The sequence below is a fragment of the Streptomyces sp. NRRL F-5122 genome, assembly GCF_001507435.1.
Lineage (GTDB): Bacteria > Actinomycetota > Actinomycetes > Streptomycetales > Streptomycetaceae > Streptomyces > Streptomyces lannensis.
The window spans coordinates 19,563-31,679 of record NZ_LMWH01000272.1 but is presented as its reverse complement, the minus strand read 5'-3'; the positions used below and the strand labels follow the sequence as shown (position 1 = coordinate 31,679).

Annotated in this window: 12 protein-coding genes, 1 tRNA gene and 1 pseudogene; 10 read left to right on the top strand and 4 right to left on the bottom strand. The window is 66.3% G+C overall.

Annotated features, from left to right (window positions below):
* Nucleotides 1-725 precede the first annotated feature (725 nt).
* The 4 genes from ADL25_RS37620 (at nt 726) to ADL25_RS49400 (ending at nt 3,414) form a co-directional block, all read left to right on the top strand.
* Nucleotides 726-995, top strand: a complete 270-nt coding sequence (locus ADL25_RS37620) for a hypothetical protein (protein ID WP_234381199.1) — start codon at nt 726-728, stop codon at nt 993-995.
* Nucleotides 996-1,590: 595 nt separating this feature from the next.
* Nucleotides 1,591-2,349: a DUF6928 family protein gene (locus ADL25_RS37615; protein ID WP_059132415.1), complete on the top strand. Its 759-nt coding sequence runs from the start codon at nt 1,591-1,593 to the stop codon at nt 2,347-2,349.
* Between the two features lie 432 nt (nt 2,350-2,781).
* Nucleotides 2,782-3,300 carry a YfbM family protein gene (locus ADL25_RS37610; protein WP_059132414.1) on the top strand — a complete coding sequence of 173 codons (519 nt, stop codon included), beginning with the start codon at nt 2,782-2,784 and terminating at the stop codon, nt 3,298-3,300.
* A gap of 26 nt (nt 3,301-3,326) precedes the next feature.
* A tRNA-OTHER gene (locus ADL25_RS49400) sits at nt 3,327-3,414 on the top strand.
* Nucleotides 3,415-3,538: 124 nt separating this feature from the next.
* Here ADL25_RS49400 and ADL25_RS37605 read toward each other — a convergent pair.
* From ADL25_RS37605 to ADL25_RS37595, 3 genes are all read right to left on the bottom strand, one after another.
* The gene (locus ADL25_RS37605; RefSeq protein WP_063805816.1) at nt 3,539-3,799 is read right to left on the bottom strand and encodes a DUF7660 family protein; all 261 of its coding nucleotides are present in this window, start codon (nt 3,797-3,799) and stop codon (nt 3,539-3,541) included.
* A gap of 562 nt (nt 3,800-4,361) precedes the next feature.
* Nucleotides 4,362-4,583, bottom strand: a complete 222-nt coding sequence (locus ADL25_RS51100; RefSeq protein ID WP_059132412.1) for a hypothetical protein — start codon at nt 4,581-4,583, stop codon at nt 4,362-4,364.
* Between the two features lie 772 nt (nt 4,584-5,355).
* On the bottom strand, nt 5,356-5,826 hold the full coding sequence (locus ADL25_RS37595) for a MarR family winged helix-turn-helix transcriptional regulator (protein WP_059132411.1): 471 nt from the start codon (nt 5,824-5,826) through the stop codon (nt 5,356-5,358).
* A gap of 82 nt (nt 5,827-5,908) precedes the next feature.
* On the opposite strand from ADL25_RS37595, the gene ADL25_RS37590 reads away from it, so the two are divergent.
* Nucleotides 5,909-6,847, top strand: a complete 939-nt coding sequence (locus ADL25_RS37590; RefSeq protein ID WP_059132410.1) for a quinone oxidoreductase family protein — start codon at nt 5,909-5,911, stop codon at nt 6,845-6,847.
* Between the two features lie 181 nt (nt 6,848-7,028).
* On the opposite strand, the pseudogene ADL25_RS48580 reads toward ADL25_RS37590, so the two are convergent.
* Nucleotides 7,029-7,301, bottom strand: a pseudogene (locus ADL25_RS48580) (transposase); the annotation flags it as partial.
* 697 nt (nt 7,302-7,998) lie between these two features.
* On the opposite strand from ADL25_RS48580, the gene ADL25_RS37585 reads away from it, so the two are divergent.
* The 5 genes from ADL25_RS37585 to ADL25_RS37565 are packed head-to-tail and all read left to right on the top strand — an operon-like array spanning nt 7,999 to nt 12,116.
* Nucleotides 7,999-8,304 carry an MSMEG_0570 family nitrogen starvation response protein gene (locus ADL25_RS37585; RefSeq protein WP_059132420.1) on the top strand — a complete coding sequence of 102 codons (306 nt, stop codon included), beginning with the start codon at nt 7,999-8,001 and terminating at the stop codon, nt 8,302-8,304.
* Nucleotides 8,301-9,626, top strand: coding sequence for an MSMEG_0569 family flavin-dependent oxidoreductase (locus tag ADL25_RS37580; RefSeq protein WP_059132409.1), 1,326 nt, complete (start codon nt 8,301-8,303; stop codon nt 9,624-9,626). The genes ADL25_RS37585 and ADL25_RS37580 overlap by 4 nt, the downstream gene beginning before the upstream one ends.
* 12 nt (nt 9,627-9,638) lie before the next feature.
* Nucleotides 9,639-10,454 carry an amidohydrolase family protein gene (locus ADL25_RS37575; protein ID WP_059132408.1) on the top strand — a complete coding sequence of 272 codons (816 nt, stop codon included), beginning with the start codon at nt 9,639-9,641 and terminating at the stop codon, nt 10,452-10,454.
* A 39-nt stretch (nt 10,455-10,493) separates the two neighbouring features.
* Nucleotides 10,494-11,015: an MSMEG_0572/Sll0783 family nitrogen starvation response protein gene (locus ADL25_RS37570; RefSeq protein ID WP_059132407.1), complete on the top strand. Its 522-nt coding sequence runs from the start codon at nt 10,494-10,496 to the stop codon at nt 11,013-11,015.
* 9 nt (nt 11,016-11,024) lie between these two features.
* Nucleotides 11,025-12,116 carry an MSMEG_0568 family radical SAM protein gene (locus ADL25_RS37565; protein ID WP_234381198.1) on the top strand — a complete coding sequence of 364 codons (1,092 nt, stop codon included), beginning with the start codon at nt 11,025-11,027 and terminating at the stop codon, nt 12,114-12,116.
* Nucleotide 12,117 lies beyond the last annotated feature (1 nt).

Below are 12,117 nucleotides of genomic sequence, written 5' to 3'. Positions count from 1 at the left end.
CCGCGAGCTACAAACACACCTCGCCCTCTGGACCGGCGCCTGCCCCACCTGCCACCGCGACATACCCACACCGATACGGACCTGACCAAGCACTACTAGGCACCATCACGTCAGGTAACGGAACTGTCCGCGCTTCACGAAGGGAGAGCACCATGAGCAGAATGCGAAAGTCATTTGAGGTCGTCTTGATGGTGGCCGCGGCGGTCGCAGAAGGGTCCGCAGCCGGGTTGCTGCTTCCTGTCTGAGCTGACGACATGGAGCCCGGATGCCATCAGCATCCGGGCTCCATTCATAGCCTGGACCAGACAGGTGTTGGTGAGTGCATGTCCGTGCAGCGGGCGGCGGTGCCACGAACTAGCCACTGGCGTGGGGACGGGACAAGCGCTTAGAAGATGCGGGCACGCCGTGGTGGGGCGGTCGGATCGTCCCGTGCCGCTCCGGTGCCGGACCGCCGAGCGCTGCTGCCGTCCGCCGTCGTTGCCGTCACCGCCGTCTGGCACGCCGTGGGCCTGACATGCCGGTCTGCTGATCGCTCCATCCGCTGTCCAGCGGAACACAGGAAGCGCACGACTCTGACCAGCTCGGATGCCGTGGGCTCCTGTCGTTGGTTGGTCGGCATCGCCGTCCTCGCACGGCTCAGGGACCGCCGGGGGCGCTGATGGCTGGCCGGGAGCCCGCAAGGAAGCCGTGTCGTAGGGATCGGCTACGTTGCTCGGATGACTGACATGGATCCGCTCGTGCCGGCACTCACCGGCCTGCTCGTTGACATCGTTTGGTGGCTGGACAGCTGCGGGGACGAGGAAGTGGATCCGGACTCCGCGGTGAAGATGATGGAGAGCGTGGGCTGGGTGCTGCAGCGACTCCCCTCAGACCAACGCGAACGACTCTTGCAGGTGCTCGCGGACTCGGCCGAAGCGGAGCAAGATCCTGCACGACGCGAGTTTCTGGAGTCGTTTCCCGTCGCCTTCGGCATGGTCGAGGGCGAGGAGAGCTGAACCGGAGTCTGGCTACTGGGAGTCAGTTCAGCCACAACTGATCATCGGCGGCCGTGACCTGCGGCCACCTTATCGATCAATGCTCTGAACTGCTGCTGAGCTGTCGGCAGTTGTCGGCATTGGTCATCGTTGAGCGCCCTTCCACGGCCCGAGGACGGCCCGGGAGGGCGCTCGTGCGTGACCACCGCATTAGGAGCTCATTCCTGCGGTTCAAGGGCCGGGCATGCGGCTCGCTAGCGTCCTGCTCAGTGCCCGGCATCGACTTTCCTGGTACGGCAGGGTGCACTGGTGTTGCCGTCAAAGACTGCAGTCAGACCAGAGGCCTCGATGTCTTCTTACCCTGGGTCTTGCCCGAGAACTCGGCGACCTGCGTTCTCGCTGGTCCGCGCGGTGCCCCCTACGCCTGAGTGGGCGTCATTGGTCGTTGTTAGCCGCTGTCGAGCAACCTTGGACGGCCCAGACAACAGCTCTTCGGCCCGTCCAACGGTCTACGCGCTGACGGGCAGTGCTCTTGCCCGCTCGCGGATTTGGGCGCGTGTCAGTGTGTGCGGTTATGGTGCGTCGGCCATCAAGGGCAACACTCTGGGGAGGGGCTTTGGGAGCCAAGACGGGACTGCTGGTGTACGCCGACGACGATGTGCCGGGATTGTTGCGACGAGTAGGGGCGGCGGACCTTGATCGGACGGCCGCCATGATGCGTCGGCTCTACCCGGGCCGGGAGATCGGGGAGTGCGATTGCTCGACTCTCTGGGACGGCGTGTACCCCCCGAAAGGGACGGCGTACGCGGCCAGCTGGCCGGGCGTGGAGGTCGTCGGTGATCAGAGGGTGATGATCGACGCCCCTTCCCAGCTCCCCGAACACCTCGTGGCGGCAAGCGCTGGCCGACGGCTTGTCCTGCACGCCATGCACAGCGTCGTCGACTGGCTCGCGTTCGCTGTGTGGGAGGACGGACGTCTCGTCCGTTCCTTGAGCTTGTCGCCGGACAGCGGCGTCATCGAGAACATCGGTGAACCGCTGCCCTTCGAACTGCCCTACTGGGCCGGAGACCGCCCGGCTGACATCGTCTCCTGGCCCGGAGAGGAGGACGAGCCTTACGCCCTGCCCTTTCACCCCCTGGACCTGGGCGAAGACGCACTGCGGGCCCTCTGCGGGTTCATCCAGGAAGGCCGTCCCGAACCCGACGACGTCGATGCAGACGCCATCATGCTGCACGGATTCCACGTGCGCGACTCACAAGGGCCTGATCCCGCAGAGCAGGAAGCGGAGCTGCGCAGAGCCGTGCAAGCCATGAATCCGCCGCGCTTCTACTCACTGAGCCGTGACGGCTCACTGATCGAGCGCGACGGCCTTTAGCTCACGACTTCTTCGTCCCGAACGAACCTTGCTGGGCGCTTGACCTCGTGCTGCTACCTCTCTTACCTGCTGCGATGGTCCGCAGACGTCCGCGGTTGTTCGCCGCTGTGCGTCGGCGTTGTCACGCAGTTAGACACTCACGTCCGTCGCGAGGGCTTGGACCGTATGCCTCAATCGTGGCTCAGTCTGACGTCGGCTGGTTCGGCCGGCACGACCCGCGCGGCTCCCCGGACCGGGGTGCACGTTTTCCAACTGTGGTGGTTGGGTGGTGGGGTGTGTGCAGGGGCGTTCACCTGGGTCCGTAGGCGGCTCGCGACCAGGTTGGAACCGGCACGGCGGCTCAGATGAACATTGCTGGACGGGGCTGAATGAGACGGAAACTGAGACGGTCTGCCCGCCCACCGCTGTCAGAGGCTCGTCTAGTCTCCGGCCATGAGCATGATCGGTGAGTACCTACGCGTTACGGCTGCTGAGCTCGACCGGGCGATTCAGGACCCTGCCTGGGCGCTGGATTTTGCCGAAGAGGTCCAGGACGCCGAGGAAGAGTCAGAACTGGCGCCGACCGAAGCGCGTCATTTCAGCACGTCCAAGACCTGGGACATGCTGGGCTTCCTCTTGACGCGTGCCGACTTCTCGGTGGACGTCATCCATGGTGAGGAGCCGTTTGCCGAGGGTGAGGACTGGGGTTACGGGCCGCCGAGGTACCTGCGCTCGGAGCGGGTGTGTCTTGCAGCGCGGGCGCTGCGTGCCACCACGTATGACCAGCTCGTTAGCGGCGTGAATCCGGCCGACCTGACCAAGGCTGATGTGTATCCCCTGGCTGGGGCGTATCCCCTCGGATGGGATGAGCCTGGAGCGCTTGAGTGGGGGCGTCACTGGTACGACGGCCTGACGCAGTTCTTCGAGGCTGCCGCGGCGGCGGATGACGCCATGCTCATGTGGCTCGACTGATCGCCGCTGCCTGTCGGCGACCACGAGGACGGCGTGGGCTGAGTCAAACAGGTCCGCGATCTTGAAACCGTCGTGGCAGCGATGTCACCGTGGGTTCAAATCCCACCGCCTCCGCAGATGAACGGCCCCAAACCAGAGAAATCGGTCTGGGGCCGTTCTCATGCGTGCTGTCCGTCAACCACCGCGGTTCCCCTTCAGTTACCGGTCGATTGGGCACGTTAGGGGCACGGTCTCTCGGCTACTCGTAGACGACGGCCGCGCTGAGTGCCCGTGCGAAGTAGGTCCAGTCGCCGTCTGGCGGCATCTCTTCGCCGCGGTGCCGGTACGAACCAGGCAAGTCCGTGATGCACCTGGCAAGCGCACTCAGGTAGTCCTCTACAGTGCGGTTCTCCCACTCATCGCCTCGTCGGTGGAAGTCGTCGCAAAGGCTGTAGATCATGGCAGCGAGGGACTCTCGCGTCATGACTTCCTTGTAGGGATCGGGAGCATCGTTGGACATGACTGGACCCTAGCGTGGTCGGCGTAGTGTCGTCCGTCAACTGGTGACGATCCACGTCGGCTTTGAGGACCGGCCTCATCCTTATCAGGTCGATCACGAGGGTCTGTCACCGTCGGCCAACGGCCCCTGCGCCTCGATCGGTCGTCCACTGAGGTCCGGCGCCGTCCGCTGCTGTTCATGCTTGTTGGTGTCAGCCGCTGGTGTCAGCCGCCCCACGCTGTCTTGACAAGGGCTGAGGTGACACGTTCAGCCCTCTTCCGCTCCCGGACATCCTTCTTCCTCCGGCGGGGCCATGACGAGGCCGGAGCTCACAGCATGCTTGTCGTCGATACCCAGCCGCTGGAGATAGGCCCAGCGGTCCAGCTGAGTGCAGGCCCAGGCCGGGTCATAGGCCGCCGTGGGCAGCTGGGGTACGCGTTTGCGCCCTGTGTCATCGAGTCGGTAAGGGACCTCGAACCCCGTATCCCAGAGGGTTAGGTCGGCGACGAAACGCGCCTCAGCTTCCGAAGGATCGATTCCCAAGTAACGGGCGATATCCGCCTAAGAGGTGCCCCGTGCGCGCTCATAGATCACAGCCGAGAGCAGCACCGCGTTCAGCGAGTTCAACGAGCTGGAGCGCTTGACTCACCCGGCCCCCGGAGCCGGTGTCAGGGTCGTGGCGGGTCGCGACCAGGCCACTCGCGCTGTCAGCGACGTCCACGGCATGGTCGCAGAGCACCAAGCGTGCCAGCGCTTGGCGGGAAAATCGGGCGCGGTCGACGTCGTAGGGGGTCGTCTCGGTCATGCGCACAGCGTCGCAGGAGGCGTCCGTTTCGCGAACCCGATTTCCCTGGCATTGATCGGCCCTTCCGCTGACGAGCGGAACGGAAGAAGCCCACGGCTCTGACCAGCTCAGATTGCGTGGCCTTCTGTCATTGTTGGTCGACTTCGGGCACCCGTGCAGGGCCCACAGACGGCCCGGCGCCTCGGATATGCCACGTCAGTTGCCGTTGCCGGCACTACGAGCCCCAGCGAACGCTCCGCGCCAGACCTGAAGCACCGCACCAAGCACGATCAGCCCCATAGCCACGGCGGAAAGAGCCGCCGCCGCTCCGGAAGAGAAGCCGAGGAGTTTGGGTCCTCCGTCCAAGACGAAGCCGCCACCCATCGCGATCCAACCCCAACCAGCCCAAGGCGACCGCGCATACGCCGCGGCAGTCCCTCGGCCGCTCAAGGTGAACACGCCCATGACTACGAAAAAGCAGCCGGCACCCAACATGATCCACGCTGACATAGCACCCCTCCGCGGGAAGACTACGGCACGGGTGGAACGGCTTTGAGTGGCGGGCCTGGCGGTGTTGTAGAGCACCAGTTTGGAAGACGCCGTATGCGGATAGCGGCTGACCTGGCAACTCGCTGACCTGGGTCGAAGCCCGATCGGTACCGCTGTTCCCCGTTGTGGCACGACTGTGGCATGCTCCGAGCGACCGAGCGCATAGAAGGCGCTTGCGAGTTGATCTCCATCATCCCCTTGACCTGCGCCTATTCCTCTTCCCGGCATGCGCGACGAGTTGCTATTAGCCACCCGGGCCGGTTTCAGTGCACGGCTCTTCCTGCTGGACTATACGCACGAGGAGATCCATGAGCTGGGTCCGCTCGGCAGGCGTCAAAGCAGCGGTCAGCTCATCGTTCGCCTCACGGCCCAGGCTCTCGGTCTGAATCAGGCGACGTTTCCCGCTCGGCGAAAGGGCGATGGCGTTCTTGCGACGGTCCTTGGCGTCCGGCGCTCGGGTCACGAGGCCATCGTTCTGGAGATCGTTGAGGATCGCGACCATGTCCTTGGGATCGATGCTCAGACTGCGGCCCAGGTCGGCCTGCGACACGGGTCCCAGTTCGGCGACGGCTGACAGGACGGCATGGTGCATCATCCGCATGCCCACCTGAGCGAGGGCTTCGGCGACGAGCCGGTGTCCCCGGGCTGCGGCACGGCCCAGGAGCCAGCTGGGGAGGGAGCGAATACGGGCGGGAGCGCGGGTGGTCTCGGACATGGGGCCAGACTAACCAGGAAATCATTGGGGCTCCCTACGATCTCTCGCTATCGTTGGGGCTCCCAATGACCTGGAGGCGTGCATGCAGCGGGTTCGTTTCTATGAGTACGGCGGTCCGGAAGTGCTCCGCGTCGAAGACGCCGAGGCCCCCAAGCCCGGTTCGGGGGAACTGCTGGTCCGCACGGAAGCCATCGGCGTGACCCTTCCCTCTGTACGCAAGGTGCGCGGAGAAGACGGCAGGACGCCGCTACCGGGAGTCCTTGGAGGGGAGGTCGCCGGAACGGTGATCGCACTCGGCTCGGACGTGACGGATTTCGAGGTCGGCGACCGCATTACGTCGCTCACTTTCAGTGGCGGCTCGTATTGTGAACTGGCAATCGCCCCTGGCTTCATGGCGAGCCGCATACCGGACGGAGCGAGCGCCATCCAAGCCGTCGCGCTCGTGCGCAGCGGACACGTCGCCCTCGCCGCCCTTGCCACGGCCCGCCCCCTCGTGAGCGAGTCGGTCCTCATCACGGGCGCCGCGAGTGGAGTGGGGCATCTCGCGGTTCAACTGGCCAAGCTTCAGGGCATTGAACGGGTCGTCGCGGCCGTGAGCTCGCACACCAAGGCGGAATTCCTCCGCGGTCTGGGCGCCGACGAGATCGTGACCTACGACAGCGAGCACTGGGGGGAGCCAGTCGATGTCGTCCTGGATGGAGTAGGCGGAGATCTACTCCCACGCGCCGTCTCCGCCCTTGCACCCGGCGGGCGACTTGTCTTCTTCAACTCGGGAGGCGGCACCGTTCCCGCCTTCGACCTCCTGGCAGGATCGAAAACCATCACCGGTCTCACCATGGCGAGGTTTGCCAACACTCAGCGCGAGCTCTATGACCAGCACGGCAAGGAGCTGTGGAAGCTAACCCTTTCCGGGCAGTTGCAACCGGTCGTTCACGCCCAAATTCCGCTGGCTGAAGCGGCACGAGCGCACGAGATCATCGAAGCCCGTGCCAACCTCGGCAAGGTCGTCCTGCTGCCCTGAGGGTGAAGCTGACCCGCGTCGGGTCGCGTGGCCGCTGCGGCCGGGAGGACTCCCGCAGAACGACTGCACCAGCGAGGAGGCAAACGCATCCGTGCTCGCGGCGCAGGCGCCAAGGACAAACTGACCACCGCCGACAGAGTCCTGGCCACCGTGCTCTACCTGCGCGGTCACCCCAAACCGGATACGGGGCCTTGTTATCGATCGCCCGGCGGACCATAGCCCTGGCGGTCGCCACTTTGGTTTTGAGGCCCACGCCGTCGGTGATGCCGGCCCGACGGCACCCCTCGCGGTCATCGGTCCGCGCCGCCGGCAGATACAGCGTGCGGTCAATCAGAGTGCGGCCACAGTCGGTGGCATACCCAGGGGAAGACACCGTCCTGGCAATTCTCCGTCCGGCGGTACCGGAATAGCGCCGCTGGGCGCCAGCCAACCGCAACCCCTTCCTCAGAACCCCGGCGACCACCCCGCTTCGGTATCCGGTCGGGGAGTAACGGCTCGATCCGCGCCCGCTGCGCGTCAGCCAACGGCGCGCCCGGACCAACGACCGCCCGATCCAAACGAAATTGCCCAGCCGGCGTGCGGCTCGGGCTCATCGTTGGGCGCCCCAGCACCTCCTGGGGAGGGCCGTGTCGTCGTGCACGCTGCGGAGGCGGGGTGCCGGCTTGTTCCTGCCCCGGAACCTGCGGCGGTGGGTCCCGCCCGGACTGAAGCCCGGGTCCTGTCTGCCTTCCCGCTGGACGCCGGTGCGCCGTACATAAAGGATCGCGCACCGTCCGGTCCGTCAACGGCCTGTGGCCCGGACAACGGAGGCGCCGTTCCTCCGGCGACAGCGGCGGTTGACCTAGGTTCCGTTATTCCTCCGCCACGGCGCACGGCGACGTCCCCGTATCGGACCGACAGCTCAGTTCCCGAACCGGACACGCCGACCAGGCTGATCCGCCTCACTGAGTCATCCCCTTGCGGGGAGGGGGTTGTTTCCGCTCGAGGCCAACCAGAACGAGAACGTGTCAATCTGCGCCGGTCCAGGCGTGAGGATTCAGCAACTCCTCTTTTATCCGGACGACTTCGCTCGGAAATCTCAGGGCGTTGGAGTTGGACTCAACGGACAGCGGCGAAGTGTCGAGACCTCACCGCCCGGCATGGAGGATGTCATGCCCGAGATGTATTTTCATGTGCGCTGGCCCGACGGTGCGACGCAGCGCTGTTATTCCCCCTCTACTGTAGTCGAGGACTATTTCGTTCCCGGCGGTCAGTACCCTCTCGCGGATTTCGTCGAGCGCAGCCGTACGGCACTCGGTATCGCCGGTGAACGGGTGAGGGAGAAGTTCGGCTTCTACTGCACCGGTGCATCTGAGCAGATCGAACAGATCGAGCAGACCGCTGCCGCCTACGCGGCCGAAGGCGATGCCAAGGTCACGGTTGAGGCCCTGACCGGCGCTGACGGGAGCACGCGGTGAGCCCGACTCAGGCGATACGGCTGACCGGCGCCCACTATCCCGTGGCGGTGGTCGGCGGCGGTCAGGCGGGGCTCTCGATGAGCTACTGCCTGCGTGAGCGCGGTGTCGAGCACGTAGTCGTCGAGGCGAACCGGGTCGGGCACGAGTGGCGCGAGCGGCGCTGGGACTCCTTCTGCCTGGTGACACCCAACTGGCAGTGCAGACTGCCCGGGTACCCCTATCAGGGCGACGACCCGGACGGGTTCATGGTCCGCGACGAGATCGTCCGGTACCTGGAGGACTATGCCACTCTCTTCCGGCCGCCGCTGGTGGAGGATGTGACGGTCACCCGGCTGCGGCGCTCTCCAAGCGGCGTGTTCGACCTTTCCACCACTGCCGGAGACTTCACCGCAGAGCAAGTGGTCGTCGCCACCGGGCCGTACCACACGCCGTCCATTCCCCTGATGGCCCAGCGACTGCCCGACGGCATCACCCAGGTCCACTCCTCCCGTTACCGCAGCGCGGACCAACTTCCCGACGGCGCCGTCCTCGTGGTCGGCACCGGTCAGTCCGGCTGTCAGATCGCCGAGGACCTTCATCTCGCCGGGCGCCGAGTGCACCTGGCCGTCGGAAGCGCCCCCCGCGTGGCCCGCTTCTACCGCGGCCGTGACTGCGTGGCGTGGCTTCACGACATGGGCCACTACGCCAAGTCCATCGACGACTTCGACGACGCCGAGGCCGTGCGCATGCGGGTCAACCACTACGTCACCGGACGTGACGGTGGCCGTGACATCGACCTGCGTGCCTTCGCCCGCGAGGGCATGCGCCTGTACGGGCGGCTGGCCGGGATCAGCGGCGCAGGGGGACTGGAGTTCGCTGACGACCTCGGGGCGAACCTCGAGCATGCCGATGCCGTCGCCGAGGGCATCAAGGACGCCATCGACATGCATATCGCCGCGCACGGGATCGATGCCCCCGTCGAGCCCCGCTACGTCCCTGTGTGGGAGCCGGCCGAGCAGCAGCGCGAACTGGACCTGGGGAGCGCAGGCATCACCTCTGTCGTCTGGGCAACCGGCTTTCGCCGCGACCACCGATGGATCGAGGCACCCGTCTTCGACGGCCGTGGCTACCCGATGCACTGGCGCGGAGCTACCAGCACGCCGGGTCTGCACTTCCTGGGCCTGCCCTGGCAGTACTCGTGGGGCTCGGGGCGATTCGAGGCAGTGGGCCGGGACGCCGAGTTCCTCGCCGACCACATCGACGCCTCTCGCCGGCTGGCAGATGTGTGCGGCGCCCTCACGGGTGCGCCGACCGGGCTCGTCTCCGCTTTCCCGATCGGCTGAGGAGACACAAGCATGGTCTATGACGCACACCGCCACATCGGCGCCCTACCCGCGTATCCCTTTTACGGTGGGCCGCCCGTCAACCCCGACACCACCGCCCGAGCCACGGTCAAGCAACTGATCGCCGACCTGGACGCGGAGGGCACCGAACGCGCCCTGGTCATCCCCAACTACGGCGTCCCTGATCCCGCGATCGCCTTCTCCTTCAACGAGTTGGTGATCCAGGCCGCGCAGAGCGACGACCGGATCCGTGCCGGTCTGTGGGTGTCTCCCCGTCCGGAGGACGCCCCGCGCACTGCGCAGGCTCTCGCACTGGCCGGGGAAAGCGGAGTCAAGGCCCTCAAGCTGAGCTTCCTGCTGGGCGGTCGCCCCACAGACCCCGCCTGCCGCCCACAGCTGGACCGCATCTTCGCCACGGCCGCCCGCCACAACCTCGTCGTGCACGTTCACACCTCTCCCGGCGCCGCTTCCGACATCGACGAGGTGGGCCACCTCGTCGACTGGTACGCCGACCAGGTACCGGTTCATCTCGTGCACTTCGGCGGCGGGATGAGCGGACACATCAAGCTCGCCGGCTCCCGGTTCTTCGACTGGATAAGCCTAGGCAAGCGCGTCTACACCGACCTCTCCTGGGCCATCGGGTTCACGTCCCGCTGGCTAGCCCAGGAGATCGAGCGCCGCGGCATCGGCCACGACCGGGTGCTCTTCGCCAGCGACCAGCCATGGGGAGACTTCACCGGCGAATACGCCCGCCTCGCCGAAGCCACCGGCGGCGGTGAACTCGGCCACCTGGTCTTCCGGGACACCTTCGCTGCGCTCTACGACTGATCCGACTCCCCAGCCACTGCCCTGCATAAGGAGATTTTCGTGTCCGAAACCGCTCAACTCAGTGATGTCGAGCAGAAGTCCCTCAGCGAGATCCCTCACCCCTCGCTCCCCGAGGGCAGCAGCATCTACGGCTCCACCAAGGTCTTCCCCGACTATGAGGCGGAGAACGGCGAGACCTACTTCACCCTCGTCCACGGCATCGCCCACGAGTCCTCCGTGTCCTTCGTCGCCGTCCTCCAGGCGACCCGCGCTCTGCGTAAGGGCTTCGAGACCGCCATCTACTTCTACGGTCCCGGCTCCCTCAACTGCCTGGCCACGCGCGGCTTCCCGACCGTCGGCAACTCCGCGTTCCCCGGCGAGCACAACATCAACAACCAGCTCAAGACGTTCATCGCCGAGGGCGGCAAGGTCTACTGCTGCCGCTTCGGCCTGTCCCTGCACGGTGCACGTGAGGAGGACCTCATCGAGGGAGTCATCCCCACCCACCCCCTGGATGTCCAGGACGCACTGATCCACTACGCGCGCAAGGGCGCCATCATCAACTCCACCTACCAGCTGTAGGAGCACTACGTGAGCGTTGGCACCGGCAACAGCACTACGGCGGTGGATGTGCGGATCACGACCCGCACCGAACTGGCCCTGCACGGCGTCGCGTTGGACGCACCTGTGCGCAGGCCCGACGGCGCGGGGCCCAGCGACGACGGCCATGTCCTCGTCGACGGTGCCAACGCGGCGCTCCCTCGCAACCACGGCAGTCCCTACTCCGTACGCGACGGCAAAGTCTGGCTCGGTGACGAGGACACCGGGATCACCCTGACGACCGTCCAGCGGCCTGCGTTCTACGATCTGACCACCGCCGACGGCATCCGCTACGAGCAGATCGCCCGCCTGCACGGCTCGGACGTCCTCGCCACCACCGTCGTACAGACCTGTATCCGCTACGGCGAGTCCGACCGCTGCCGCTTCTGCACCATCGAGGAGTCCCTGCGCGTCGGCGCCACGGTCGCGGCCAAGACCCCCGCGCAGCTCGCCGAGGTCGCCGAGGCCGCCGTGCGACTCGACGGCGTCAAGCAGATGGTCATGACCACGGGCACCACCACCGGCCCCGACCGAGGCGCCCGTAACCTCGTAAGGTCGGTCCGCGCGGTCCTCAGGGCGGTGCCGAACCTGCCCATCCAGGTGCAGTGCGAACCGCCCGGCGACCTGTCCTGGATCCGCGCCCTGCACGACGCCGGCGCCACCGCCATCGGCATTCATGTCGAATCCCTCGACGACGCGGTGCGAAGGCGATGGATGCCCGGCAAGTCGACCGTTGCGCTCACCGAGTACGACGCCGCGTGGGACGAGGCGGTACGCGTGTTCGGCCCCAACCGGGTCTCCACCTACCTCCTCGTGGGCCTGGGCGAGGACCCTGACGAACTCGTTGAGGGCGCGGGGAAGTTGATAGACCGCGGGATCTACCCCTTCGTGGTCCCCTTCCGACCGATGAGCGGTACGCTCGCCGCCCGCGATGGGATCACGGCGCCCAGCGCGGATCTGCTGCGGTACGTCACCGAGGGTGTTGCCGCCAAGCTCCGGGCGGCCGGCATGAGCGGCGCCGATCAGAAGGCCGGTTGCGCCGCCTGCGGGGCGTGCAGCGTGCTCCCGGCAGCGGGCGGGTGAC